This window comes from Actinomycetospora atypica (assembly GCF_042653685.1).
In the GTDB taxonomy this organism is placed as follows: domain Bacteria; phylum Actinomycetota; class Actinomycetes; order Mycobacteriales; family Pseudonocardiaceae; genus Actinomycetospora; species Actinomycetospora atypica.
Genome location: NZ_JBHSIV010000013.1, coordinates 66,148 through 91,858, shown reverse-complemented (window position 1 = coordinate 91,858; position 25,711 = coordinate 66,148). Strand labels below are relative to the sequence as shown.

The window sequence follows — 25,711 nt, the reverse complement described above, 5'->3', positions numbered from 1 at the left end:
CGCTCTACGCCCCCTGGCCCGCGCGGTGACCGCCGAGCTCGTCGCCGGTGTAGTACTTCTTCAGCTCGTCGAGCTCGAAGAGATCGAACAGGTCGGCCCGCATCGCCGGCTGGGGCTGGTGCCCCAGCTCCACCTCGTCGTCGACCAGCGAGCAGTTCAGCAGCTCGAGCCGCCAGTTCTCGTCCATCGCGGGGTAGTCGTCGCGCGTGTGGCCGCCCCGGCTCTCCTGCCGCTCGAGGGCGGAGACCGCGATGCACTCGCTGACCATGAGCATGTTGCGCAGGTCGAGCGCGAGGTGCCAGCCCGGGTTGTAGGCCCGGCCGCCGGAGACCCCGACGCGCGGGATGCGGTCGCGCAGCTCGGCGAGCCGCTTGAGCGCCATCTCCATCTCGTCGGCCCGCCGGATGATCCCGACGAGGTCGTTCATCGTCTGCTGCAGCTCCTGGTGCAGCGTGTAGGCGTTCTCCTCGCCGCCGCCGCGCTCGGACATGGCGGTGAAGGGCCGCTCGGCCGCCGCGAGGGCCGCGTCGACGGCCTCGTCGCTGACCGCGGGTGCCCCGGAGAGCGCGTCGAGGTAGTCGGCCGCCCCGGCGCCGGCGCGGCAGCCGAACACGAGGAGGTCGGACAGCGAGTTGCCGCCGAGGCGGTTCGAGCCGTGCATGCCCCCGGCCACCTCGCCCGCCGCGAACAGGCCGGGCACCGCCGTGGCCGCCGTGTCGGGCTCGACCTCGATCCCGCCCATCACGTAGTGGCAGGTGGGCCCGACCTCCATCGGCTCGGCGGTGATGTCGACGTCGGCCAGCTCCTTGAACTGGTGGTACATCGAGGGCAGCCGCTTGGTGATGAACTCGGTGGTCCGGCGGCTGGCGATGTCGAGGAAGACCCCGCCGGCGGGCGACCCGCGACCCTCCTTGACCTCGTTGTTGATCGCCCGGGCCACCTCGTCGCGCGGCAGCAGCTCGGGGGGACGCCGGTTGTTGTCGGCGTCGGTGTACCAGCGGTCGGCCTCGTCCTCGTTGGTCGCGTACTGCTCGCGGAACACGTCGGGGATGTAGCGGAACATGAACCGCTCGCCCTCGGAGTTCTTCAGGACGCCGCCGTCGCCCCGGACCGACTCGGTGACGAGGATGCCCTTGACGCTGGGCGGCCAGACCATGCCCGTGGGGTGGAACTGGACGAACTCCATGTTGATCAGCCGGGCCCCGGCGCGCAGGGCCAGCGCGTGGCCGTCGCCGGTGTACTCCCACGAGTTGCTCGTGACCTTGAACGACTTGCCGATCCCGCCGGTCGCGAGCACCACCGCCGCCGCGTGGAAGCAGACGTACTCCCCGGTCGGGCGCCGGTAGCCGAAGGCCCCCGCGACCCGGTCGCCGTCCTTGATCAGCTCGGTGACGGTGAACTCGTGGAAGACCCGGAGGTCGGACTCGTGGTCGCCGGTGCGGGCCTGGTCCTCCTGCTGCAGCGAGACGATCTTCTGCTGCAGCGTGCGGATCAGCTCGAGGCCGGTGCGGTCGCCGACGTGGGCCAGGCGCGGGAACTGGTGCCCGCCGAAGTTGCGCTGGCTGATCTTCCCCTCGGGCGTGCGGTCGAACAGCGCGCCGTAGGTCTCGAGCTCCCAGACCCGCTGCGGGGCCTCCTTGGCGTGCAGCTCGGCCATGCGCCAGTTGTTGAGGAACTTCCCGCCGCGCATGGTGTCGCGGTAGTGGACCTCCCAGTTGTCCCGGGAGTTCGCGTTCCCCATCGATGCGGCGATCCCGCCCTCGGCCATCACGGTGTGGGCCTTGCCGAACAGGGACTTCGACAGGATCGCCACGCGCTTGCCGCGCATCCGCGCCTCGATCGCGGCCCGCAGGCCCGCGCCGCCGGCGCCGATGACGACGACGTCGTAGGTGTGGTGGACGACGGCGGGACCGTCCACGGCGGGGCCTTCCCGTTCGGCCATCAGTTCACGATCCTCAGGTCGGAGATGGTGCCGCTCGCGACGAGCATGATGTAGAGGTCGGTGAGGATCAGCGTCCCGATCGTGATCCACGCGAAGAGCATGTGGCGCGTGTTGAGCCGGGAGACGACCGTCCAGACCTTGTAGCGCACGGGGTGGCGGGAGAAGTGCTTGAGGCGGCCGCCGGTGACGTGGCGGCAGGAGTGGCACGAGGCCGTGTAGAGCCAGAGGCCGATCACGTTGACCAGCAGGATGAGGTTGCCGAGCCCCAGCCCGAAGCGGGCGCTGCCGTCGGGGGCGTCGCTCTGGAACGCGACCACCATGTCGTAGGTGTTGATCACCGAGATCAGCACCGCCACGTAGAAGAAGTAGCGGTGCGCGTTCTGCAGGATCAGCGGGAACCGCGTCTCACCGGTGTACTTCGAGTGCGGCTCGGACACGGCACATGCGGGCGGCGACGCCCAGAACGCCCGGTAGTAGGACTTCCGGTAGTAGTAGCAGGTGAGCCGGAAGCCGAGCAGGAACGGCAGCGATAGGACCGCCAGCGGAATCCACGGCGGGAACTCCGGCAGGAACGTGCCGAAGTGGCTCGCCCCCGGGACGCAGCTCGCCGAGAAGCACGGCGAGTAGAAGGGCGAGAGGTAGTGGTACTCGGGGACGTAGTACGCCGAGCCCCAGAACGACCGGATCGTCGCGTAGACGACGAACGTCATCAGGCCCAGCGCGTTGACCAGTGGTGGGAGCCACCATCGGTCGCGGCGGAGGGTCCTCGCCCCGATGTCGGCCCGCCCGGCGTTCCCCGCCGAGGGTGCCGCCGGGTCCTTCGCTGCAGGGTCGTGCGCTGTGGTGGTCACTCGCACCGGTCCTCGTCGACGGAGCTCGCGAGGCGCGCACACACGTCGCCGGACCGGTGGCGATGGTGGTGGTGACCGCCGGTGATCCGCCCTGCGCACGGCGCCTCGCCGTGTGGTGCGGAGCACATTACGACGGTTCAATCCCAGTTGTCGTCGGGATCACAGGTGATGTTGACCGTGATTCCGGTCACGACCGGTCGGGCACTGACCGCCGGGACTACCTCCGGCCGGCCGCCACCTCGTCGTCGCCCTCGAGGCCGTCGACCTCGTCCTCGAGCTCGGCTCCGCGAGCGGCCATCTCGGTCTTCACGACCTCGTAGGCGAGCCCGGCGCCGTAGCCCTTGCGCGCCAGCATCCCGACGAGCCGCCGGGCGGCGACGGGGGGCTCGACCCGGTCGAGCGAGGGCAGCCGCTTGCGGACCAGCTCGGCGGCCTTCGACCGCTCGGCGTCGTCGCCGAGCTCGTCGAGCGCCGCACTCGCGACCTCGGACTCGACCCCCTTGGTTCGCAGCTCCTGCGACAGGGCCCGACGGCCCAGCCCGCGGTGGCGGTGCCGCGAGTCGACCCACTGCTCGGCGAACGCCGCGTCGTCGAGCAGGTGGACCTCCACGAGCCGGTCGAGCACCGTGGCCGCGACGTCGTCCTCGACGTCGCGACGCGCCAGCTCCTTGGCGAGCTCCGCGCGGGTGCGGGCCCGGACGGAGAGCAGGTTCAGGCAGATCGTCCGGGCGACCGACTCGGGGTCGGCCGCCGGATCGGCGGGACCGTCGTGCTCGGGAGCCTCGCGGGCCGGCCGCTTCGGACGTCGCCCGAATCCCGCCATCAGAAGTCGACCGGGGCGGGCGTGGTCTCGTCGGCGTCGAGCTTCGGACCGATGCCGAGCTTCTCCTTGATCCGCTTCTCGATCTCCCCGGCGATGTCGGGGTTCTCCCGGAGGAACTTGCGGGCGTTCTCCTTGCCCTGGCCCAGCTGGTCGCCCTCGTACGTGTACCAGGCACCCGACTTGCGGACGAAGGACTGCTCCACGCCCACGTCGATCAGCGAGCCCTCCTTGGAGATGCCGACGCCGTAGATCATGTCGAACTCGGCCTGCTTGAACGGCGGCGCGACCTTGTTCTTCACGACCTTGACGCGGGTCCGGTTGCCGACCGCGTCGGTGCCGTCCTTCAGCGTCTCGATCCGGCGGATGTCGAGGCGGACCGAGGAGTAGAACTTCAGGGCGCGCCCACCGGTGGTGGTCTCCGGCGACCCGAACATCACGCCGACCTTCTCGCGCAGCTGGTTGATGAAGATCGCCGTGGTGCCCGAGTGGTTCAGCGCGCCGGTGATCTTGCGCAGCGCCTGGCTCATGAGGCGGGCCTGCAGGCCGACGTGGCTGTCGCCCATGTCGCCCTCGATCTCCGCGCGCGGCACGAGGGCCGCCACCGAGTCGATGACGATGATGTCGAGGGCGTTCGACCGGATCAGCATGTCGAGGATCTCGAGCGCCTGCTCCCCGGTGTCGGGCTGCGCGACGAGCAGGGCGTCGGTGTCGACGCCCAGGGCCTTCGCGTACTCCGGGTCGAGCGCGTGCTCGGCGTCGATGAACGCCGCGACGCCGCCCGTGCTCTGGGCGTTGGCGACCGCGTGCAGCGCCAGGGTCGTCTTCCCGGAGGACTCCGGGCCGTAGATCTCGACGACGCGGCCGCGGGGCAGACCGCCCACGCCGAGGGCCACGTCGAGGGCGATCGATCCGGTGGGGATGACGCTGACCGGCGCGCGGCCCTCGTCGCCCAGCCGCATGACCGAGCCCTTGCCGAACTGCTTGTCGATCTGCGCGAGCGCGAGCTCCAGCGCCTTGTCGCGGTCCGGTGCCTGAGGCATTCGGGGTTCCCCCTCGGGACGGGTGGTGTGCTGACGGAGGCGACGCTAGGCCGGGGGTCCGACAACGTGGTGCGGGCGGGCTCTTCGGCTGTGGACGGATGCGGTGTCCGGTGCCGGTGTGGACAACCGCGTACGGCAGTCAGACTAGACGAACAGGTGTTCGATCCCGTAGGGGGACACGCCGGTCATCGGCGAGCGGCCGGGACGTCGAACTCGGCGCACACCGCGCGCCACACGTCGCGGGCCTCGGTGCCCTCGTCGAGCGCCTCCTGGACCGTCCGGCCCCCGAGCGCGGAGAACACGTGGTCGCGGCTGATCGAGGAGGCGCGCACCGCGCCGAACTCGTCCTCCATGAGCTGCCGGAAGTGGGTCAGGCGCACGACCCCAGGGTAGGCGGCGGGCCGACCACGGCCGTCGTCGGGAAGGCCCGGCCCCGTCGGCGGCCGGCGGCCGGGGCAACCGGACGAAGCGGACACGCCGGTACCGTCGGGGGCATGGACGCGTTGATCGTCGCCGCCCCGCTCGACCCGACGGGCTCCGGCTGGATCGGCCAGGTGCTCGCCCTGCTCGGGCTCCTCGCGGCGCTCGTCGTGCTGCTGCGCTGGTGGTTCACCCAGCGCAGGCGGTAGTTCCGGACGGTGACTGTCGGACCCCCGGGGCACCATGGGGACATGTCCGATCATCCGGGGAGCGTGCTCGACCGCTTCTCCCCCGCCACGCGCGACTGGTTCAGCGGCGCGTTCGGGGCGCCCACCGCCGCGCAGGCCGGGGCGTGGGACGCGGTCGCCGACGGCGAGCACGCCCTCGTCGTCGCCCCCACCGGGTCGGGCAAGACGCTGGCCGCGTTCCTCTGGGCGCTCGACCGGCTGGCCGCCTCGCCCGTGCCCGAGGAGCCGTTGCGGCGGTGCCGGGTCCTCTACGTCTCGCCGATGAAGGCGCTGACGGTCGACGTGCAGCGCAACCTGCGCTCCCCCCTCGCCGGCCTGCGGCAGGCCACCCACCGGCTCGGGCTCCCCGAGCCCGACATCACCGTCGGCTCGCGCACCGGCGACACCCCGGCCGACGAGCGGCGCAGCTTCAACCGCACCCCGCCCGACGTGCTGGTCACCACGCCCGAGTCGCTGTTCCTGCTGCTCACCTCCGCGGCCCGGGAGTCGCTGCGCGGGGTCGACACGGTGATCGTCGACGAGGTGCACGCGGTCCTCGCCTCCAAGCGCGGCGCCCACCTCGCCCTGTCCCTCGAGCGGCTCGACGCCCTGCTCGACGCGCCGGCCCAGCGGATCGGGCTGTCGGCGACGGTGCGCCCCGTCGAGGAGGTCGCCACGTTCCTCGCGGGCGGGCGCTCGGTGCGGGTGGTGCAGCCCGAGTCGACGAAGGTCGTCAAGGTCAGCGTCGTCGTCCCGGTCGAGGACATGAGCGCCCTCGACAGCGGGGGCTCGCAGTCGGGCCCGGGCGTCGAGGAGGAGGTCGAGGGCTCGGCCGCCGGTGCCGCGCAGCGGGCCTCGATCTGGCCGGCCGTGCAGGAGAAGATCCTCGACCTCGTCGAGTCGCACCGCTCCACCATCGTCTTCTCCAACTCCCGCCGGCTCGCCGAGCGGCTCACCGCGCGGATCAACGAGCTCGCCACCGAGCGGGCCGCCATGGCCGCGGCGGAGCGCCCGCCGGTCGAGCTGGAGTACGACGACGAGGACCCCGACGACGAGGGCCCCGACGCGCCCCGCGCGCGCGACGACGAGGCGGACGAGCTCGCCCCGGTCCTGCGCCGGGTCGGGCCGTTCCCCGCCGAGGCGGTCGGCCAGTCGGGGGTCGCCGAGCCGGCCGAGGTGATCGTCGCGCGGGCGCACCACGGCTCGATGAGCCGCACGCAGCGCACGCTCGTGGAGGAGGCGCTGAAGTCGGGCGAGCTGCCCTGCGTCGTGGCCACCTCGAGCCTGGAGCTGGGCATCGACATGGGCGCGGTCGACCTGGTGATCCAGGTCGAGGCGCCCCCGTCGGTGGCGAGCGGGCTGCAGCGCGTGGGTCGCGCGGGCCACCAGGTGGGTGCGGTCTCCGAGGGCGTCGTGTTCCCCAAGTACCGGGGCGACCTCGTGTCGTGCGCGGTGGTCGCCGAGCGGATGGCTGGCGGGAGGATCGAGGCGATGCGCTACCCGCGCAACGCCCTCGACGTCCTGGCCCAGCACGTCGTGGCGATGACCGCGATGGAGAACTGGTCGCTCACCGACCTCACCGAGCTCGTCCGGCGCGCGGCCCCGTTCTCCGGGCTGCCCGACTCGGCGATGACCTCCGTGCTCGACATGCTCGCGGGCCGCTACCCCAGCGAGGACTTCGGCGAGCTGCGCCCGCGCATCACGTGGGACCGCGTCACCGACGAGCTGGCGGGCCGGCCCGGCGCGCAGCGCCTCGCGGTGACCTCCGGGGGCACGATCCCCGACCGCGGGCTCTACACCGTGGTGACGCCCGGGTCCGGGGAGAACGGCACCGGCGGGTCGCGGGTCGGCGAGCTCGACGAGGAGATGGTCTACGAGTCCCGGGCGGGCGACACGTTCCTGCTGGGCTCCACGAGCTGGCGGGTCGTCGACATCACCCGCGACCGCGTGATCGCCGAGCCCGCGCCGGGCGTTCCCGCGCGGATGCCGTTCTGGAAGGGCGACGCCCCGGGCCGGCCGCTCGAGCTGGGGCGCGCGCTCGGGGCGTTCGTCCGCGAGATCGCGGGGGCCGACGACGCCGTGGCGCGGGAGCGCGCCGCGGCCGCCGGGCTCGACGCCTGGGCGGTCGACAACCTGGTCGGCTACCTCGGCGAGCAGCGGGAGGCGACGCGGCACGTCCCGAGCGACCGCACGATCGTCGTCGAGCGCTTCCGCGACGAGCTGGGCGACTGGCGGATCGTCGTGCACTCGCCCTTCGGGGCGCAGGTCAACGCGCCGTGGGCGCTCGCGATCGCGGCGCGGTTCCGCGAGCAGCGCGGCCTCGAGGTGTCCGCGGCCTCGGCCGACGACGGGATCGTGCTGCGGCTGCCCGACACCCTCGACGAGGCCGGCGAGGAGATCCTGCCCGGTGCGGAGGACATCCTGCTCGACCCCGACGAGGTCGACCAGCTGGTCGTCGCCGAGGTGAGCGGGTCGGCCATGTTCGCGGCCCGCTTCCGCGAGTGCGCGGCACGCTCGCTGCTGCTCCCCCGGCGCGACCCCACCCGGCGCACGCCCCTGTGGCAGCAGCGCCAGAAGGCGGCGCAGCTGCTGTCGGTCGCGGCGAAGTACGAGCAGTTCCCGGTGGTGCTCGAGACCTACCGGGAGTGCCTGCAGGACGTCTACGACGTGCCGGGGCTCGTCGAGCTGATGCGCGACGTGCGGTCGCGGACCGTGCAGGTGGTCGACGTCGCCACCCCGACCGCGTCGCCGTTCGCGCGCACACTGATGTTCGGCTACGTCGGGATGTTCCTCTACGAGCTGGACGCCCCGCTGGCCGAGCGCAGGGCGGCGGCGCTCTCGCTCGACTCGACGCTGCTCGCCGAGCTGCTCGGGTCGGAGGCCATCCGGGAGCTGCTCGACGTCGAGGTGCTCGCCGAGCTCGAGGCGGGGCTGCAGCGCACCGACCCCGAGCGTCACGTCCGCTCGATGGAGCAGACGGCCGACCTGCTGCGCTTCGTCGGCGACCTCACCACTGCCGAGGCCGCGGCGCGCGGCGTGCAGGAGGAGTGGCTCGTCGAGCTGGAGTCCTCGCGCCGCGCGCTGCGGGTGAAGATCGCCGGGGAGACCCGGTGGGTGGCCATCGAGGACGCGGGCCGGCTGCGCGACGCCCTCGGGGCGGGCCTGCCGGTGGGCGTGCCCGAGGCGTTCACCGAGCCGGTCGCCGACCCGCTGGGCGACCTGCTCGCCCGCTACGCCCGCACCCGCGGCCCGTTCCCGGCGGCGGCCGCCGCCCGGCGCTTCGCGCTGGGGCCGGCGGTCGTGGCCCACGTGCTCGAGCGGATGGCGGCGGCCGGGCGCCTCGTGCGCGGTGAGCTGCGGCCCACCGACGCCCCGCCGGTGCCCGGGGAGACCGGGTCCGGTGACGGCGGCATCGACTTCTGCGACGCCGAGGTGCTGCGGCGCATCCGGCGGGGGTCGCTGGCGCGGCTGCGCGCCGAGGTCGAGCCCGTCGAGCCCGCGGCGCTGGGCCGGTTCCTGCCGTCGTGGCACGGGATCGGCGGGCGGCGGCGCCGCGCGCCGGGGCCCGACGACGTCCTCAACGTCATCGAGCAGCTCGCGGGCGCTCCGATCCCCGCGAGCGCCTGGGAGTCCCTGGTCCTGCCGACCCGGCTGCCCGGCTACACCACGGCGCTGCTCGACGAGCTGACCAGCGCGGGCGAGGTGACCTGGACCGGGTGCGGGACGCTGTCGGGCGGCGACGGCTGGCTCGCGGTCGCCCCCACCGACGTCGCCGACCTGATGCTCCCCGACCCCGAGGAGTCGCTGGTCTCGACGCCGCTGCACCGGGCGCTGCTCGACGCGCTCGACGGCGGCGGCGCGCTGTTCTTCCGCACGCTCGCCGACCGCGCCGGGACGATCCTGCGCGACGCCGAGGAGAAGATCCCCGACGACCCGACCACCGTCGAAGCGCTGTGGGACCTCGTGTGGGCCGGGTACGCCACGAACGACACGCTCGCCCCGGTCCGGGCCCTCGTCGCCGGGAACGGCGGCCGGTCGAAGGCCGCCCACCAGCGCAAGCGGGCCCCGTCCCGGGGGCGCTACGCCCGGGTGGGCCGCCCGCAGATGCCCTCGCGCACCGGACCGCCCACGGCAGCGGGCCGGTGGTCCCGGGTGCCCGACCGCGAGCCCGAGGTGACCCGGCGGGCGCAGGCGCGCACCGAGTCCTTCCTCGAGCGCCACGGCGTGCTCACCCGCGGCGCGCTCGACACCGAGCGGGTCACCGGCGGGTTCTCGGGGATCTACCCGGTGCTGCGGGCGATGGAGGAGTCGGGACGCTGCCGGCGGGGCTACGTGGTGGAGGGGCTCGGGGCGGCGCAGTTCGCGGTCCCGGGCGCGATCGACCGGCTCCGGGCCACGTCCCGCGACGACGACGGGTCCGCGAAGGGGCAGGGCTCCCTCGTCCTCGCGGCCACCGACCCCGCGCAGCCGTGGGGCGCCGCCCTCGAGTGGCCGCCGACGCGGGCCTCGCAGGACGGCGGGACGAACCACCGTCCCGGTCGGAAGGCCGGCGCGCTCGTCGTGCTGACCGACGGCGAGCCGACGATCTACGTGGAGCGCGGCGGGAAGTCGCTGCTGTCCTTCACCGACGACCTCGAGCTCCTGACCACGGCGGCCAACGCCCTGAGCGCCGCGGTGCGCGACGGCTCGCTGGGCGGGCTGTCGGTGGAGCGGACCGACGGGTCGGGCGCGCTCGACGGGGTGCTGGCCGAGGCGCTGTCCGAGGCCGGGTTCCGCAACAGCCCGAAGGGACTGCGCATCCGGGCGTAGGGGGTGCACCGGCTCCGCGGGGCGGGCGGCCGCCGGGCAGAATGGGACCCGGCGAGCCCGCCCGAGGATGGGAGATCGATGGCACTGGCGTGTCCCAGCTGCGAGGAGGCGGCCGCCGAGTACGTCGGGATGGCCGACGACGGGCGCAACGAGATGCGCTGCACCTCGTGCGGCCACCACTGGATGCTCGGGTCGAAGCCATTGTCCCCGCGCGCCGTGGTCCCCAAGCCGGTGAAGGCCTCGTCGGGAACGCGGACCCGGGCCCCCACGAGCCGGGCGACCGCGAGCCGGAGCACCACGACGTCGGCGGCCCCGGAGCCGCGGGTCGCCGTGCGCTTCCCGACCCTCGACGACGTGCCCGGCGACTCCCTGCAGCGGCTCGCCGCGTTGAAGGCGGCCTGGCCTCGCAACCGGCCGCGCCACGACTCCTACGCCGCGGACTTCCGGCGGCTCTACGAGCTCATGTTCAGCGCCCAGGGCCTCCCCCACGCCGAGCCCGGGGTGCTCAAGGACTTCGTCACCTCCGACGTCCTCGCGCTCTCGGGCAACACCTCGTCCTTCTCCCGCGAGTGGCGCAAGCTCGGCGACCGCGACGCCTCGGAGCGCTTCCGCAACGCGATCGAGTATCTGCTGCGCGGCGAGAGCGGCGACGACGAGCAGAGCCCCGACGACCCGTCCCTCGAGGACAGGTTCACCGCCCTCGCCGAGGGGCGCTCGCCCTACGCGATGGGCGGGGTGAAGGAGCCGGTGCTCACCCACGTGCTCGCGGTGGCGCGCCCCGAGCGCTTCCTCCCGATCCTGAGCGTCGACAGCGGCCCGGGCGGCGAGGGCAAGCGCGACCTCGCCCGCTCCCTGCTGCAGGTCGAGATCCCGGCGCCCGACCGGACGCGGAACACCGTCGGTCGGGTGGCCGTCGGGTCGAACGACCTGCTGGTCGACGCCCTCGGTGCCGGTTTCATCGACCTCGACGACGCCGCGGCCTTCCTCATCTGGGCGCACGCTCAGGGCTGAGCCCAGGCGGCCACCTCCGCCCGCAGCTCCGCGCGGCGGCGGTCGTCGACGAACGCGGCGTCGACGGCGTTGTCGGCCAGCCGGCGCACCTGCGCGTGGTCGAGCCCGAGCGCCTCGCGGACCGCGCGGTGGTTGTCGTCGACGTAGCCGCCGAAGTAGGCCGGGTCGTCGGAGTGGACGCTCACGGCGAGCCCGGCGTCGAGCATCCCCGGCAGCGGGTGGTCGGCGAGGGTGTCGACGGTGCGCAGCCGGACGTTGGAGAGCGGGCAGACCGTCAGCGGCACGGCCTCGTCGACGAGGCGCCGGACGAGGGCGTGGTCGTCGAGGCAGCGGATGCCGTGGTCGACCCGCTCCACGCCGAGCACGTCGAGCGCGTCGGTGACGTAGGAGGCGGGGCCCTCCTCCCCCGCGTGCGCGACGAGGCGCAGCCCCGCGGCCCGGGCCCGGGCGTACACGTCGGCGAAGTCGCCCGGCGGGTGGCCGACCTCTGCGGAGTCGAGCCCGATCCCGAGCAGGTCGGCGCCCGAGGCCAGCAGGGCGTCGAGTACCTCGGAGGCCTCGTCGACGGGCCGGTCGCGCAGGAAGTTCGGGATCAGCCCGCTCGTGATGCCGTCCGGGGCCGCGGCGAGCGCGCCGCCCACCCCCTCCAGCACCGCCTCGAGCGGGACGCCGCGCACGAGGTGGGCCTGGGGGTCGACGAACAGCTCGACGTGGCGCAGCCCGCCGGCGGCGGCGCGGCGCAGGTAGGCCGTCGTCATCGCGGCGAAGTCCTCGGCGGTCCGCAGCACGGCCATGTTCGCGTAGTAGAGGTCGAGGAAGTGCTGCAGGTCGGTGAAGGCGTAGCGGGCCCGCAGGTCGTCGAGGTCGGCGTAGGGCAGCGACACCCGGTTGCGCTCGGCCAGCTCCAGGATCAGCTCGGGCTCGAGGGTGCCCTCGACGTGGCAGTGCAGCTCGACGGCCGGTGGGGTGTCGAAGGCCTGGGTCATGGGGCCGATCCTCGTCCATGGGCTCACGCGTGCCAGCGACGGTCCAGGTCGTCGATCGCGGCCCCGACCGCGGGGACGAGGTCGTCGGCGATCGCGTCCGGGGTCGCATCGGCGAGGGCGCGGCGCCCGACCTCGTCGACCACGGCCTGGAAGATCGCGACGAGGGCGGCGGCGTGGGCCTTCGCGGTCAGCGGGCCGAGCCCGGGATCCGTCCCGACGAGGGCCGCGGCGAGCGCGTCGGCCTGCCGGTCCCGGGATTCGAGGGCCAGCCGCCGGACCGTCGCGCTCGTGGCGCAGAGCGCCGAGAGGTCGCCGTGGGCCTCGGCCGTCGTCCGGGTGCGGGTCAGCTCGACCTCGGCCAGGGCCGCGTCCCGCAGCGCGGCGGCCGGGCTGGTCCCGGCCGGACGGTCCCGGACCAGCGCGACGAGGCGCTCCCGGACCTCGTCGTCGCGGTCGAGGACGAGGTCCTGCTTGGTGGGGAAGTAGTTGTAGACCGTCTGCGTCGCGACCTCGGCGGCGCGCGCGACGTCGACGACCGTCACCTGGTCGTACCCGTGCTCGCCGAACAGCCGCGCCGCGGTGTCGGCGATCAGCCGGCGCGTCTGCTCCTTCTTGCGAGCGCGCAGCCCCCCGTCGTCGGTCACGGCCGCGAGCCTAGCGGGCGACGATGGAGCGAGCTATATTTCTGTAGTCGAGTCCAACATCACGAGGTGGAACCATGTCCCTGATGGTCGGCTGCATGCGCTACGACACGACGGCCGCCCTGTTCGACGGCCGGGCGTCGATCGCCGGCCACGACGTCGAGATGCGCACCGGCGTCGTCGTGCCGGAGATCTTCGCGCGGATGATGCGCGACGGGGAGTTCGACGTGGCCGAGCTCGGTCTCGGCTTCTACCTGCGCGACCTCGACCGGGACCCGCGGTTCGTGGCACTGCCGGCCTTCCCCAACCGGGTCTTCCGGCACTCCTGCGTCTACGTGAACGTCGACAGCGGCATCGAGACCCCCACCGACCTCCACGGCCGGACGATCGGCGAGTTCGGCATGTACTCGCAGGACTCCGGGGTGTGGGCCAAGGGCGTCCTGGGCGACGAGTACGGGTTCCGGCCCGAGGCCTGCCGGTGGGTCATCGGCGGGCTCGACTCCCCCATGGCCCCGTTCGACTTCGTCCCCCAGGTCCGCCCCGAGGGCGTCGAGATCGCCGACGAGCCCGACCGGGCCCTGTCCGACCTCCTCGAGCGCGGGGAGATCGACGCCCTCTTCTCCGCCAACGTCCCGCGGTGCGTGCAGGAGGGCTCCCCCCGGGTCCGGCGCCTGTTCCCCGACTACGTGCCCGTCGAGCGCGACTGGTTCCGCCGCACCGGAATCTTCCCGATGATGCACGCGGTCGTCGTGCGCCGCGACGCCCTCGAGGCCCACCCCGATCTCGCCCGGGCCGCCTACCAGGGCTTCCTCGACGCGAAGGACGTCGCCCGCGACCACTACCTCGGGATGGGGCGACGGCTCTACCAGGTGCAGACGATGCTGCCGTGGGCGAGCGCGCTGGCCGAGGAGGACCTCGCGCTGATGGGCGAGGACTGGTGGCCCTACGGCATCGACGCCAACCGCACCGCGATCGAGGCGTTCCTGCGCTACCAGCACGAGCAGGGACTCTCGCCGCGCCGCCGCACCGTCGAGGAGGTCTTCGCCGCGGAGCTGCTCGAGACCTAGAGCAGGCCGTGTGCCCGGGCGTTCGTGATCACCTGGGCGCGGTTCCGCGCGTCGAGCTTGTGCATGACGTTGTGCAGGTAGGTCTTCACCGTGTTCGGCGAGAGCGCGAGCGTCTCCCCGATCTCGGTGTTGGTGTGGCCGGTGGCGACGAGGCGGAGCACGTCGTACTCGCGCGGGGTGACCGGCGCGGCCCGCGCCCCGGCCTCGGTGCCGCGGTAGTGCCCGGTGCGCGCGACCTCGCGGATCGCGTCGCCCAGCGCCGCCCCGGAGGCGTCCTTGACCAGGAGCCCCGCGGCGCCGGCGGCGAGGGACGGCCCCACCGCGGAGTGCTCGGGGAACGCGGTGAAGAGCAGGACGCGGCTCGCCGGCGACACGGCGCGGATGCGCGGGATGGCGTCGGCGGCCAGGGAGTCGGGCAGGCGCAGGTCGAGCAGGACGACGTCGGGGTGCTCGCGCCCGCACGCCGTGACCGCGCCCGCGGCGTCCGCGGCGTGCCCGACGACCACGATGTCGCTGTGGCGGCCGAGCTGGTTGACGACGCCGTCGCGGACGACGGGGTGGTCGTCGACCACGAGCACCCGCACCGTCGGCGTCACGGGCACGGGAGCTCGAGCCGCCAGGTGGTGCCGCCGGAGGGATCGGACACGACGCGCAGGGTGCCGCCGAGGCGCCCCGCGGCGTCCGCGGTCGTCGTGAGCCCGATCCCGCGCGGCGTGTCGGCCGTGAGCCCGACGCCGTCGTCGGTGACGGCCACGACGAGCCCGCCGGTCACGGAGGCCGCGACGCTCACGACGACGGCCGAGGCCCCCGCGTGCTTCTCCACGTTCAGCAGGGCCTCGCGCACCCCGGCGACGACCGCCTCGGTCCGCGAGGGCGCCAGGGCGGGCGGGTCGTCGAGCACCACCAGCTCGGCCGCGGTCCCGGTGCGGTCGCGGAACGCGGCGCAGTCGGCGCGCAGGGCGACCGAGAGCGCCAGCACCGCGGGCGAGGAGCGCAGCGTGCGCAGCGAGTCCCGCAGCGCCACCGACGCCTCGCCGGCCTGGTCCTGCAGGCGGGCCAGCCGGGCGGCGAGCTCGGGGTCGGCGCCGAGCGCGTCGCTCAGCCCGGCCATGCCCGAGCCGATGGCGAAGAGCAGTGCCCCGACGCTGTCGTGCAGGTCGGCGGCGATGCGGCTCCGCTCCTCGTGCACCGCGACCTCCCGGGCCAGCCGGGCCCGCTCGGCCACCGCCACGGCGAGCGCGACCTCGTCGGCGACGGCCTCGGCCCGGGCGACGGCGCGGCCCCCGAACGTCCCGGTGGTGCGCGCCCCGACGGCGAGCACCCCGAGCCGGCCCATCGGGACCGCCAGGAGGCGCTGCACGCCCTCGAGGTCGATCACGCGGTCGAAGGTGTGGGTGATCTCGGCCGAGGAGAGGTAGTCGTCGACCCAGGACGGCGTCCCCGTGCCGGCGACCTTCCCGGTGAGCCCGAGGCCGTGGGAGACGGTCAGCCCGCGCAGCTGCCCGGTCCGGTCGCCGGCGATCTGGGCCAGCGTGAGGTCCGGCGAGTCGCCCTCGACCGGCTCCGCGACCCAGACGACGTCGCCCTCGGTCCGCAGGAGCTCGAGGGCGGCGCGGACCGCGGCCCGCCGGTCGAGCAGCCCGACGATGCCGGCGTGCTCCCGGGCCGCGCCCGCCGCTGGGTCCATGGGCCGATTCAACGCCGCCGGTCCCCCGGTGTCACGGCGTGAACTGCTTGATCAGCTCGCGGCGCATGATCTTCCCGGTGGAGGTGGCCGGGAGGGTCTCGACGAAGCGGACCAGCCGGGGCCGCTTGTAGGCCGCCAGGTGCTCGCCCGCGTAGGCGATCAGCTCCTCCTCGGTGGGCTCCGTGCCGGCGGCGGGCACCACGTAGGCGCACGCCAGCTCGCCCCGGACGTCGTCGGGAACCGGGCCCGCGGCCACCATCGCGACCTTGGGGTGCGCGGCGAGCACCCGCTCGACCTCGGCCGGGTAGACGTTGTAGCCCCCGGTGATGATCATGTCCTTGCGGCGGTCGACGACGAACACGTGGCCGGTCGCGTCCCTCGTCGCCACGTCGCCGGTGTGCAGCCAGCCGTCCGGCTCGATGGTCTCGGCGGTCGCCTGCGGGTTGTTGAAGTAGCCGGTCATGACGATCGGCCCGCGGACCATGAGCTCGCCGGGCTCCCCGACGGGCGCGTCCCGCGAGACGTCCTCGAGGTCTGCGATGCGCAACTCGATCCCGGGCAGCGCCACGCCGATCGACCCGGGGACCGGCGGGGCGTGCAGGGCGTGGGTGGTGCCGAGCCCGGCCACCTCGGTCATCCCCCAGAGCTCGATCAGCGGCGCCCCCGAGCGGTCCTGCCAGCGCTGGATCGTCGAGAGCGGGATCGTCTGGCCGCCGACGGTGCAGCGGGTCAGCGACGACAGGTCGGTGCCGGCGAGCGCGGGGTCGGCCAGCAGCATCGCGTACATGGCGGGCACGCCCTCGAACAGCGTCGCGCGGTGCTCGGCGATCAGGCGCAGCGCCTCGCCCGGGGCGAACCGCTCCATGAGGACGACGGTGCCGCCGACCATGAGGGTCCCGTTGATGACGACGTTGCCGTAGACGTGCGGGGCGGGCAGGGCCGTCACGACGACGTCGTCGTCCCGGCGGCCGTGCATCGTCGCGGTGAGAGCGCAGTTGAGCAGGACCGCGCGGTGGCTCTGCACCGCGCCCTTGGGGTGGCCCGTGGTGCCCGAGGTGTAGCCGATGGTGCAGGCGGAGTCGGGGTCGGTGGTCACCTCCGGCACCGGGGCCTCGCTCGCGAGGAGCTCGTCGAAGGCCAGCGCGCCCTCCGTCGTCCCGAAGGCCACCACGGTGTGGAGGTCGGGGAGGTCGCGGGTGAGCTCGAGGACCGTGCCGGCCTGCTCGGCGCTGGTGAACACCGCCGCCGACCCGCAGTCGCGCAGCACGAACGCGAGCTCCTCGGCGGTAAGCATGACGTTCACCGGGTTCACCACGGCGCCCGCCTTCAGCGCCCCGTGGTAGGTGACCACCCACTCCCAGCGGTTCTGCGCGTAGAGCGACACCACCTGCCCGGCCCGCACCCCGCGCGCGACGAGACCCGCGGCGACCCGGTCGCTCAGGTCGTCGAGCTCGGCGAAGCTCAGCGTCCGTGCGGCCGTGACCAGCGCGGGCTTGGTCCCGAAGCGGGCCCCCACCGCCCGCAGGATGTCTCCGGGACCGTCCACCAGCACCTCCACGTCGTCGTGGCGGCCAGCACACCGCGCCGGCGCCCGCGATGGCACACCCGAACGGGTGTGGTGGGGAGCACGGAGCTGACTAGCGTCGAGACGCATGACGACGCCGTCGGTCCTGGACGAGGCCCAGCTCGGTCACCTGCGCCACTGGGACAACCTGTCCCGCCGGCTGCCCCACGACTGGTCGCAGATGCAGGGCAAGGGCGCCGGCGAGGACGACTTCGGGAGCTACCGCTTCCAGCTCGCCTACATGGTCTACGGGCTCGCGCTGACCCACCGCCACCGGCTCCCCGCGGCACCCGGCCTGTTCCGGCCGACCATCCAGCGCCTCATCGAGAAGCTGCTGATGCCGGACGTCTGGCTCTACTGGCGCGACGTCTCCCGCGGCGGGATGGTCGCGAACATGCACCTCTCGGAGGGCTACCACGAGGAGTGGGACCCGGTGGTGCGCGACAACATCATGTACTCCGCGTACGTGCAGTCGTGCTCGCTGCTGCACGACCACCTCTTCGCCGACGACCGCTACGCCCAGCCGGGGTCGCTGACCTTCGCCCACTGGTCGTTCTTCTGGGGCGGGGAGGAGAAGCGGTTCGCCTACGACCGCGAGTCGCTCAACGAGCACCTCTACTGGCAGATGGTCGAGAACGGCTACCTCGGGATCGCCTGCGAGCCCAACTGCGTGTTCCAGATCTGCAACCAGCCCGCGATCCTCGGGTTCCGGCTCCACGACGCGATCACCGGCGGCGACCGCGCCGACGAGGTCGTCGCCGGCTACCAGCGCGCGTGGGCCGACTTCGGCCGGCTCGACGACGCCGGGCACTACAACCAGATGATCCTCGAGGACTCGAAGGTCGTCGCGCCGAACGCCCTGCAGGCCCCGTGGGTCGACGCCTGGTGCGGCGCGCTGATGAACACCTGGAACCGCGAGTTCGTCCACGAGAACTACCCGCGCCAGGTCGCCGACTTCCTCGTCCCGGGCCCCGACGGCACGATCTCGGTGCGCTCGACCCCGGCCATGAACGTCATGGGCCACACCGTCGTCAACGACACCTGCGACCTGGGCTGGGTCGCGGCCTGGGCTGCCGAGATGGGCGACCGCGCCACTCTGGACGGCATCCTCGCCCACGCCGACCGCTTCATGGGCCCCACCTGGGCCGACGGCGGGCTCTACTACCCGCGGAACGACGCCAAGACCGACGCCGACGGGAACCGCACCGAGATCGAGCCGATGACCGGCAACGTCCTGCTCGGCTACGCCCGGCTCGACGTCCCCGACGGCCTGCACGAGCTCTACCAGCACCCCTGGGGTCCCGAGCACTTCACCGAGCCGGCGCTCGTCGAGGTGGGGCGCGACGTGGAGGTCAGCCGGGCCGAGGTCCTCGACGGGGTCCTGCACGCGCGGCTGCGCCGCCGCGGGGCCGGTGACTCCGACGGCGAGGACGGCTCGGTGGTGATCGGACGGGTTCCCGACGATGCCCGGGTGCGGGTGGACGGCCGCGAGGTCGAGGTCACGCCGGCCGAGGGCGGCCTGCGCCTCGAGGTGGCGCCCGGCCCCGCGCACGACCTCGAGCTCGTCCGGTGAGCGCGCCCACCGACGTCGCGTTCGACCTCGTCGACCACCACGGCACGCCCGTCGACGCCGGGGCGTGGCCCGGGGACTGGCTGCTGGTGCAGTTCGGCTTCACGTCGTGCCGCGTCGTCTGCCCGCGGGCCCTCACGAAGTTGACCGCGGCCCTCGACGGGCTCGACGACGCCGTCGCCGCCCGGGTCCGGCCGCTGTACGTCAGCGTCGACCCCGAGCGCGACACCCCCGAGGTGATGCGGACGTTCCTCGCCGCCTCCTACCCGCGGTTCACCGGCCTCACAGGGACCCCCGAGCAGGTCGAGGCGGCCAAGCGGGCCTTCCGCGTGTTCGCCCGCCGCCGGCCCGACCCCGCCGACCCCGACGGCTACGCGGTCCCGCACACCGCCATCACCTACCTCGTCGACCCCGCCGGGCAGCTGGCCCGGTACTGGCCCGACACCGTCGAGGCCCCGACGATCACCGCCGACCTCACCGAGGAGCTCCGTGCCTGACGGCATGATCGACGTCCCCCCGGCCCCCCGAGGCCGGCGGCTCGCCCAGCAGGTCCACATCGGATCGGTCTGGGTCAGCCTCATGGAACCCGAGCACGGCCACGAGGCGGCCTTCAACCAGTGGTACGGCGACGACCACTTCTACGCGGGCGGGATGAACCTCCCCGGCATCTTCGCGGGCCGGCGCTGGCTGTGTCCGGTGGAGCACCAGGCCCTGCGGACGGTGCCCGACGGCTCCCTCGTCGACCCGCCGCACGCCGGCCGCTTCCTGCACCTCAACTTCTTCCTGCGGGGGCAGGTGGAGGACTCCGCGGGGGTGCTCGGCGAGACGATCGCCCGGCTCGCGGGCGAGGGCCGGATGTACGTCGACACCATCCCGCGGCGGCACGTGTTCAGCCGGCTCCAGCCCTACGTCGGCGCCGTCTACGCCGACCCCGACGATCCCGGCCCGCTGGACATCCATGCGCTCGACCACCCCTTCGCGGGCGTCGTCGTGCAGATCCTGCAGACCCTGCCCGGGCAGAGCCGCGAGGCGCTGGTGGAGGAGCTGGTGCACCGGTTCGTCCCCGACCGGATCGCGACGGCGGGCGGCGATATGCCTGGTCTCCCTCGACGCCGACCTGCCCGCCTCGGTCGCCGCGAGGACGTCGCGGGTGCCGAGCGCGTACGGGGACGCGGCGGACCGGCGGGTGACGCTCCTCTGGTTCGTCGAGGACGACCCGCAGGACGGCTACGCGGAGCGCTTCGGCGACCACGGGGCCGCGATCGACGCCACGGGCCTCGGGCACCTGGAGTTCGCCGGGCCGTTCGTCCCGACGGTGCCGGGCACGAACCGGCACGTCGACCGACTCTGACCCGGCCCGGGAGGTCGGGCGCGGTCGGGACGTCGCCGGCCTGACGGCTCCCGCGACACGGCGTGCAGGTCACCGACCGTGTGATGCCCGAACTGGCTTGGGCACTAACGCACTGCAGGTCGCGGGAGTCACTCCCCGGCCCACGGCACGAGGACGGCCCGGGCGAGGGTGTGGCCGAGCACCGCGAAGCTGAGCAGCGCGGGGGTGGACTCCGCGGTGACGCCGAGGGTCGTGACCGACGGGACGTCGAGGGCGTGGACGGCGACGAAGTAGCGGTGCTTGCCCGTCCCGGGCGGCGGGGCGGCACCGACGTAGCCGGTGGTCCGGAGGTCGTTCGCGACGTGGAAGGCGCCGTCGGGCAACCCGGCCTCGTCGGACACGCCGGCGGGCAGCGACGTCGTCCCGACGGGGACGTCGGCCACCGCCCAGTGCCAGAGACCGGAGGGGGTCGGGGCGTCCGCGTCGTACATCGTCACGACGAAGCTGCGGGTCGCGAGGGGGAAGCCCTCCCACGACAGCTGCGGCGACCGGTCCGCGGCCCCCGCGAGTCCGCTCATCGCGGCGTACTGGCCCGGAGCCAACGGCGCCCCGTCGCTGATGTCGGCGCTCGTGAGGGTGAACTGCTCGACGGCGGGCAGCGCGTCGTAGGGGCTGGACATCGAGGACTCCTCTCTTCCGGGGCGGTCCCGGGTGTCAACAGCGAAGCACGGTTTTAAAAGCACGACAACCTGTTGATTGTTGTAGGCTCGCTGCCATGGCGCGAGGAGCCGGTCAGCAGACCCGCAGCGAGACGGTGCACGACCGCATCCGGGCCGACATCCTGGGCGGCGAGCTCCGGCCGGGTCAGCGGCTCAAGTTCCCCGAGCTCAGCGAGCGGTACGGCGTGAGCACCGGCGCGGTGCGCGAGGCCCTGCTCCGGCTGACCGCCAGGAACCTCGTGAGCTCCGAGGCCCACCACGGCTTCCGGGTCACCGAGGTGACCTCCCGTGGACTGGCCGACCTCACCGACACCCGGGCCGAGATCGAGTCGCTCGCCCTGCGTCGGGCCGTCGAGCAGGGGGATCTCACCTGGCAGGGACAGGTGCTCGCGGCCCATCACACCTTCGAACGCACCCCGATGGGCGACCCCGAGCATCCCTCGGAGGACTGGTCCGTCGCGCACGCCGACTTCCACACGACGCTGCTGGCCGGCTGCCCCAACCCGCGGCTCCGCGACCTGGCGGCCTCCCTGCGCGACGAGGCCGAGCTGTACCGCCGGTGGAGCCGTCCCCCGCCAGGACCCGGCGAGCCCGGGGACGACCTGGCCGCGCACGACGACCACCGGGACCTCCTCGACGCGGTCCTGGCCCGCGACGCCGGGCGTGCCGACGCCGTCCTGCGTCGGCTGATCGGCATGACCGCGACGATGGTGCTCGACACCGGACCGGACGGGTGACGTCCGGCGCGGCTCAGTCGTGCGATCCGGCCTTGCGGCGGCGGTAGGCCCGCATCGCCACCTGCGAGCTGCACGCGGTGCTGCAGTAGGCGCCGGAGGTGTTGCGGCTGCGGTCGAGGAACGCGAAGTGGCACGGCGGGTTGCGGCAGGCCTTCACCCGCGACCACGACCCGGTGAGCGCGAGCTCGGTCATGGCCGCGAGCACCAGCCCCAGAGCTCCCGGGAGCCCGGGCTGCGCGGGAGCGAGGCGGGCACCGTCGCGGTCGACCGAGGTCACGAGCGGGTGGCGGGCGGCCACACGCCGGACGTCGTCCTCGGCCGCGGCCACCGTGGCGTCGTCGGTCGCCGGGTCGTGGGAGTGGCCGAGCAGCACCGTCACCACCGCGTCCCGCAGGTGCCGCACCCCGTCCACGTCCGCGGGCGACGCGTCGTCGGCGGCCTCGTCGAGGCCGTTCTCGCGCAACCACGCGCGCAGGCCGTCCACGTCGGCGAACCGCTCGGGCCGCCCGCCGCCGTCGGCGTGGGTGTTGGCGAAGGCCAGGACGAGGTCCGGGGACCCCGAGGGCGGTTCCACGAGTCGAGAGTACCGCCGCCGCCGTGAGATCCGTCGTCCCGACGGAGGCCGACAACACTGCTCGAGAGAGTTGCGGCGTTAGGAGTGAAGTGATTACGGTCCTCACCATGACGAACACCGAACCCCGCACCTGGATCATCACCGGCGCCACCTCCGGCATCGGCCGCGAACTCGTCGAGGCCGTCCTGGGGCGCGGCGAGCGCGTCGCGGCCCTCGCCCGGCACGTCGAAGCGCTCGAGCCCCTCCGCCAGGCCCACGGCGCGCGACTGCTGACCCTCCCGACCGACGTCGGGCACGCCGAGGAGGTCACCGCCGCGGTCGCCCGCACCGTGCAGACGTTCGGGCGCATCGACGTCGTGGCCAACAACGCCGGCTACGGGCTGTTCGGCGCGGTCGAGGAGGCCACCGACGAACAGGCCCGGGCCCTCTTCGACACCAACGTCTTCGGCGTCCTCAACGTGCTGCGCGCCGTCCTGCCCCAGCTGCGCTCGCAGGGCAGCGGCCACGTCGTGCAGGGGTCGTCGTACTACGGCCAGACCGCCCACCCGGGGGTCGGCCTGCTCGCGGCCAGCAAGTACGCGGTCGAGGGCCTCACCGATGCCCTCGTCGGGGAGCTCGCCCCGCTCGGCATCCGCGTCACCGCCCTGGAGCCCGGCCCCACCGCGACGGCGTTCCTGTCGAACCTGGACCTCGCCGGCACGATCGCGGACTACGACGGGACGGTCCGGGTGGTGCAGGAGGAGATCGGAGCCCTGCCTCCCTCGGCGTTCAGCGAACCCCGCCGGGTCGTCGAGGCCGTGTTCGCCGCCGTCGACGCCGACCGGCCGCCGCTGCGCCTGGCCACGGGCAGCTACGCCGCCGAGCAGATCCGCACCACGCTGCAGTCGCGGCTGGCCGAGATGGACGCGTGGTCGGCCACCAGCGCGGCCGTCGACGCCGTCCCGACCTCCGCGGCCTGATGAGCCCGCCGCTCAGCCTGTTCACGCGGCCCACCCCCGTCGAGCCGGCACCGCGCCTCGCCGAGGCGATCGGACTCGACGCAGGGCGGCTGTGGATCAAGCGCGACGACCTCATCGGCCTCGGCGGCGGAGGCAACAAGGTCCGCAAACTCGAGATCACGATGGCAGGGGCGATCGCCGTCGGCGCGGACACCGTCGTCACCACCGGCGCGCCGCAGAGCAACCACGCCCGGCTCACCGCCGCGGCCGCGGCCCGGTGCGGGCTGCGGAGCGTCCTGGTGCTCGAGGGCGAGGCGCCGGACCGACTGGAGGGCAACCTCCTGCTCGACCGGCTGTTCGACGCCGAGATCGTCTTCTCCGGCGACCGTGACGCCGCGGACGTCGCCGCGCAGGAGGCCCGCGCGCGGGACGCGTACCTCATCCCGTTCGGCGGCACCGACGCGCGCAGTGCCGTGGCCTACCGGGACGCCGGCCTCGAGCTGCTCGGGCAGCTCCCCGACGTCGGGACCGTCGTGGTCGCGGTCGGCTCCGGCGGCACGATGGCCGGGCTCGTCACGGCGCTCGGCACCCACCGCGTCCTGGGCGTGGCGACCGGGGCGGTGCCCGACGCCCACGCCACGGTCGCCGGCTTCGTCACCGATATGGGCTCCTCCCCCGAGGGGCTACGGATCGACGACGCGCGGATCGGCGACGGCTACCGGCACCTGACTCCGGAGACCCGCGACGCCCTGGAGCTGGCGGCCCGCACCGAGGGCCTCGTGCTCGACCCGACCTACACCGGCCGCGCGATGGCCGGCCTGCGCGCCGCCGCCGCGACGAGCGGGCTCGCTCCCGGGCCGGTGGTGCTCCTACACACCGGGGGCCTGCCCGGGCTCTTCGGGCACGCTGAGTTCCCCGACGGCGTGTAAGGACAGCCCCTCCTGCTCGAGCTCGATCGGGCCGTCGCCCGCTCGCCGTCGCCTGCCTGCACGTCGTTCCCGGACGATGCCCGGGGCTTCCTGGCCCTGAACCCCTGACCTCGCTGGGTCGGCGGGAGGGGCGAGTGGTGCATACCGACGATGCACCACTCGGGCCCCGAGCCGACCTAGCGACGACGTCGGGGGTGGGCCACGGCCTGACCGCGCGCTCCAGGGTGTCGGTGGGCGGCGCTAGCGTCCGGCCCGTGCCCGACCCGACGCGCCCGGAGCTCACGCCCGACCTCTCCGGTGCCGAGCTGCGGCGCTGGTACTGGACCCTGGCCGAGCTCACCGCCCTGGCCCGCCGGCTCGGTGTCCCGGCCCGGGGCGGCAAGCTCGTGCTGACCGAGCGTCTCGTCGCCGCCCTCGACGGCATCCCGGCCCCACCGACCCCGCGCCCCCCGAGGACGGCGGGTCGCCAGCTCGCCCCGCCGCTCGACCTCGACACCGTGATCCCGCCGGGACAGCGCTGCAGCGAGGTGCTCCGGGCGTTCCTGCGGGCCGAGATCGGCCCGGGCTTCACCTTCGACGCCCACGTACGCGGGTTCGTCGCCGACGGGGCCGGCCGGACGCTGGCCGACCTCGTCGCCCACTGGCACGCCACCCGCGACGCCCCACCCGCCGAGATCGGGGCCCAGTTCGAGCTCAACCGGTTCCTGCGCGAGCGGCGCGCCCGCCACCCCGGCGAGCCGCGCGCCGAGGCGCTGGCCGCGTGGCGCGCCCACCGGGCGCTGCCGCGGGACCGGCGACCGTGACCGCCCGTCCCGGTCGCACGCGTCCGCGGTGACCGTGGCCGCCGGCCCGACGGGAGTCCGAGAATGGGGCGACGACCACGACCGGGAGGTGCCCATGGTCACCACGTCCAGCTCCGAGCTCGACCCTCGAACCCGCCCGGTGCCCCTCGCGAGGACGGGGACCTGGCTCCTGCCCCTCTACACGCTGCTGCTCGCCCTGACCACGCTGACGCACCAGCCCGACCCGGTCGAGGCGTTCGACCAGTACGCCCGCTACGTCAGCACCCCGGTCTTCCTCGCCTCCCACCTCCTCGGCAGCATCGGCGGGGCGGCGCTCGGCGTCCTCGGCGCCTTCGCCGTCGCGGCCCTGCTCCTGGCCGGCCCGGCCGCCCGGGCGGGGGTCGTGGGAGCCGCGACGTTCGCGGCGGGGAACGTCGTGACGACGGCGGTGTTCGGGGCCGCCGCGTTCGCCCAGCCCGCCATCGGGCGGGCCCACCTCGCCGGCGCGTCCGGCATCGCGGCGGTCGACCGCGACGTCTACGGGCCGGCGCTCGTCGGGACCGCGGTGGTGGGTCTCCTGCTCCTGGTGACCGGGGCGGTCGTCCTGTCCCGGGCCGTCGCCCGCACCGACCGGACCCTCGCCGGGCCGGCGATCGCCCTCGGCGGCGGACTCGTCGTCTTCGTCCTCCCGGGCCTCGTGCTGGGCCCGGCGCAACCGGTCGGGGCGCTCGTGGCGACCGTCGGCGCCGTCCTGGTCGCGCGCGGCCTCCGCCGGACCGGGCCCGGCCCGCTCGCCGACACCACGAGCGTCTGACCAGCACGTTCGACAGACCGGTCGCCAGGTGGCACCGTGACCCGGGTCACCTCGGCTCCCGCGCGCCACGAACGGCCACGGATGCACGGCCCGGGCAGACCTGTGCCGGCGCGAGCCCCAGCCGCGTCCACTGCCGCGGCCCGTCTTGATCCACCAGGACACGGGCGCGGATCAGCAGCGACGCCGCCGTCCGCGGGCGTCGGCCATGCACGACGACCTCGGCGCACGCACGCCGGGGGACGGGAGCAGA

At 74.1% G+C, this 25,711-nt stretch carries 24 protein-coding genes; 12 read left to right on the top strand and 12 right to left on the bottom strand.

Features of this window, described 5'->3' with window-relative positions; all coding sequences use genetic code 11:
- Nucleotides 1-4: 4 nt before the first annotated feature.
- The 5 genes from ACFPBZ_RS14435 to ACFPBZ_RS14415 all read right to left on the bottom strand — a co-directional run bounded on the left by ACFPBZ_RS14435 (nt 5) and on the right by ACFPBZ_RS14415 (nt 5,036).
- Nucleotides 5-1,942, bottom strand: coding sequence for a fumarate reductase/succinate dehydrogenase flavoprotein subunit (locus tag ACFPBZ_RS14435; protein WP_378036765.1), 1,938 nt, complete (start codon nt 1,940-1,942; stop codon nt 5-7).
- The gene (locus ACFPBZ_RS14430; protein WP_378036764.1) at nt 1,942-2,793 is read right to left on the bottom strand and encodes a hypothetical protein; all 852 of its coding nucleotides are present in this window, start codon (nt 2,791-2,793) and stop codon (nt 1,942-1,944) included. Before ACFPBZ_RS14430 ends, ACFPBZ_RS14435 begins: the two co-directional genes overlap by 1 nt.
- 217 nt (nt 2,794-3,010) lie before the next feature.
- On the bottom strand, nt 3,011-3,616 hold the full coding sequence (locus ACFPBZ_RS14425; RefSeq protein WP_378036763.1) for a regulatory protein RecX: 606 nt from the start codon (nt 3,614-3,616) through the stop codon (nt 3,011-3,013).
- Nucleotides 3,616-4,656, bottom strand: coding sequence for a recombinase RecA (recA, locus tag ACFPBZ_RS14420; RefSeq protein WP_378036762.1), 1,041 nt, complete (start codon nt 4,654-4,656; stop codon nt 3,616-3,618). The genes ACFPBZ_RS14425 and recA overlap by 1 nt, the downstream gene beginning before the upstream one ends.
- A gap of 185 nt (nt 4,657-4,841) precedes the next feature.
- Nucleotides 4,842-5,036, bottom strand: coding sequence for a DUF3046 domain-containing protein (locus tag ACFPBZ_RS14415; RefSeq protein WP_378036761.1), 195 nt, complete (start codon nt 5,034-5,036; stop codon nt 4,842-4,844).
- 114 nt (nt 5,037-5,150) lie between these two features.
- Here ACFPBZ_RS14415 and ACFPBZ_RS14410 point away from each other — a divergent pair, with 114 nt between their 5' ends.
- The 3 genes from ACFPBZ_RS14410 (at nt 5,151) to ACFPBZ_RS14400 (ending at nt 11,123) form a co-directional block, all read left to right on the top strand.
- On the top strand, nt 5,151-5,285 hold the full coding sequence (locus ACFPBZ_RS14410; RefSeq protein WP_378036760.1) for a hypothetical protein: 135 nt from the start codon (nt 5,151-5,153) through the stop codon (nt 5,283-5,285).
- Nucleotides 5,286-5,327: 42 nt separating this feature from the next.
- A complete protein-coding gene (locus tag ACFPBZ_RS14405; RefSeq protein WP_378036759.1) occupies nt 5,328-10,112 on the top strand; it encodes an Lhr family helicase in 4,785 nt (1,594 codons plus the stop codon).
- Nucleotides 10,113-10,190: 78 nt separating this feature from the next.
- A complete protein-coding gene (locus ACFPBZ_RS14400; RefSeq protein ID WP_378036758.1) occupies nt 10,191-11,123 on the top strand; it encodes a hypothetical protein in 933 nt (310 codons plus the stop codon).
- On the opposite strand, the gene ACFPBZ_RS14395 is transcribed toward ACFPBZ_RS14400, so the two are convergent.
- Nucleotides 11,114-12,109: an adenosine deaminase gene (locus ACFPBZ_RS14395; RefSeq protein ID WP_378036757.1), complete on the bottom strand. Its 996-nt coding sequence runs from the start codon at nt 12,107-12,109 to the stop codon at nt 11,114-11,116. The genes ACFPBZ_RS14400 and ACFPBZ_RS14395 overlap by 10 nt on opposite strands.
- A 23-nt stretch (nt 12,110-12,132) precedes the next feature.
- The gene (locus ACFPBZ_RS14390; protein ID WP_378036756.1) at nt 12,133-12,753 is read right to left on the bottom strand and encodes a TetR/AcrR family transcriptional regulator; all 621 of its coding nucleotides are present in this window, start codon (nt 12,751-12,753) and stop codon (nt 12,133-12,135) included.
- Between the two features lie 74 nt (nt 12,754-12,827).
- On the opposite strand from ACFPBZ_RS14390, the gene ACFPBZ_RS14385 reads away from it, so the two are divergent.
- Nucleotides 12,828-13,817, top strand: a complete 990-nt coding sequence (locus ACFPBZ_RS14385; protein WP_378036755.1) for a substrate-binding domain-containing protein — start codon at nt 12,828-12,830, stop codon at nt 13,815-13,817.
- Here ACFPBZ_RS14385 and ACFPBZ_RS14380 read toward each other — a convergent pair.
- Genes ACFPBZ_RS14380 through ACFPBZ_RS14370 form a run of 3 tightly spaced genes read right to left on the bottom strand, consistent with a single transcriptional unit; the run spans nt 13,814 to nt 17,050 of the window.
- Complete coding sequence (locus ACFPBZ_RS14380) at nt 13,814-14,419, bottom strand: response regulator transcription factor (RefSeq protein ID WP_378036754.1); 606 nt, start codon at nt 14,417-14,419, stop codon at nt 13,814-13,816. The two genes, ACFPBZ_RS14385 and ACFPBZ_RS14380, sit on opposite strands and share 4 nt — an antisense overlap.
- The gene (locus ACFPBZ_RS14375) at nt 14,410-15,504 is read right to left on the bottom strand and encodes a sensor histidine kinase (RefSeq protein ID WP_378036753.1); all 1,095 of its coding nucleotides are present in this window, start codon (nt 15,502-15,504) and stop codon (nt 14,410-14,412) included. The genes ACFPBZ_RS14380 and ACFPBZ_RS14375 overlap by 10 nt, the downstream gene beginning before the upstream one ends.
- A gap of 31 nt (nt 15,505-15,535) precedes the next feature.
- A complete protein-coding gene (locus tag ACFPBZ_RS14370) occupies nt 15,536-17,050 on the bottom strand; it encodes a class I adenylate-forming enzyme family protein (RefSeq protein ID WP_378036752.1) in 1,515 nt (504 codons plus the stop codon).
- Between the two features lie 106 nt (nt 17,051-17,156).
- On the opposite strand from ACFPBZ_RS14370, the gene ACFPBZ_RS14365 reads away from it, so the two are divergent.
- The 3 genes from ACFPBZ_RS14365 to ACFPBZ_RS14355 are packed head-to-tail and all read left to right on the top strand — an operon-like array spanning nt 17,157 to nt 20,033.
- On the top strand, nt 17,157-18,641 hold the full coding sequence (locus ACFPBZ_RS14365) for a linalool dehydratase/isomerase domain-containing protein (protein ID WP_378036751.1): 1,485 nt from the start codon (nt 17,157-17,159) through the stop codon (nt 18,639-18,641).
- Complete coding sequence (locus ACFPBZ_RS14360; protein WP_378036750.1) at nt 18,638-19,135, top strand: SCO family protein; 498 nt, start codon at nt 18,638-18,640, stop codon at nt 19,133-19,135. Before ACFPBZ_RS14365 ends, ACFPBZ_RS14360 begins: the two co-directional genes overlap by 4 nt.
- The gene (locus ACFPBZ_RS14355) at nt 19,128-20,033 is read left to right on the top strand and encodes a hypothetical protein (RefSeq protein ID WP_378036749.1); all 906 of its coding nucleotides are present in this window, start codon (nt 19,128-19,130) and stop codon (nt 20,031-20,033) included. The genes ACFPBZ_RS14360 and ACFPBZ_RS14355 overlap by 8 nt, the downstream gene beginning before the upstream one ends.
- An 84-nt stretch (nt 20,034-20,117) precedes the next feature.
- Here the strand turns inward: ACFPBZ_RS14355 and ACFPBZ_RS14350 are convergent, their stop codons facing one another.
- On the bottom strand, nt 20,118-20,648 hold the full coding sequence (locus ACFPBZ_RS14350; RefSeq protein ID WP_378036748.1) for a YbhB/YbcL family Raf kinase inhibitor-like protein: 531 nt from the start codon (nt 20,646-20,648) through the stop codon (nt 20,118-20,120).
- 95 nt (nt 20,649-20,743) lie between these two features.
- On the opposite strand from ACFPBZ_RS14350, the gene ACFPBZ_RS14345 reads away from it, so the two are divergent.
- Entirely contained in the window at nt 20,744-21,424 is a 681-nt protein-coding gene (locus tag ACFPBZ_RS14345) for a GntR family transcriptional regulator (protein WP_378036747.1), read from the top strand.
- A 13-nt stretch (nt 21,425-21,437) separates the two neighbouring features.
- Here ACFPBZ_RS14345 and ACFPBZ_RS14340 read toward each other — a convergent pair whose 3' ends face one another.
- Complete coding sequence (locus ACFPBZ_RS14340) at nt 21,438-21,998, bottom strand: CGNR zinc finger domain-containing protein (protein ID WP_378036746.1); 561 nt, start codon at nt 21,996-21,998, stop codon at nt 21,438-21,440.
- A gap of 107 nt (nt 21,999-22,105) precedes the next feature.
- Between ACFPBZ_RS14340 and ACFPBZ_RS14335 the strand changes: the two genes are divergently transcribed.
- The 4 genes from ACFPBZ_RS14335 (at nt 22,106) to ACFPBZ_RS14320 (ending at nt 25,461) form a co-directional block, all read left to right on the top strand.
- Nucleotides 22,106-22,957, top strand: coding sequence for an SDR family NAD(P)-dependent oxidoreductase (locus ACFPBZ_RS14335; protein ID WP_378036745.1), 852 nt, complete (start codon nt 22,106-22,108; stop codon nt 22,955-22,957).
- On the top strand, nt 22,906-23,865 hold the full coding sequence (locus ACFPBZ_RS14330; RefSeq protein ID WP_378036744.1) for a pyridoxal-phosphate dependent enzyme: 960 nt from the start codon (nt 22,906-22,908) through the stop codon (nt 23,863-23,865). Before ACFPBZ_RS14335 ends, ACFPBZ_RS14330 begins: the two co-directional genes overlap by 52 nt.
- Before the next feature lie 254 nt (nt 23,866-24,119).
- Nucleotides 24,120-24,668, top strand: a complete 549-nt coding sequence (locus ACFPBZ_RS14325) for a DUF6434 domain-containing protein (RefSeq protein WP_378036743.1) — start codon at nt 24,120-24,122, stop codon at nt 24,666-24,668.
- Between the two features lie 94 nt (nt 24,669-24,762).
- Complete coding sequence (locus ACFPBZ_RS14320; protein WP_378036742.1) at nt 24,763-25,461, top strand: hypothetical protein; 699 nt, start codon at nt 24,763-24,765, stop codon at nt 25,459-25,461.
- Nucleotides 25,462-25,711 lie beyond the last annotated feature (250 nt).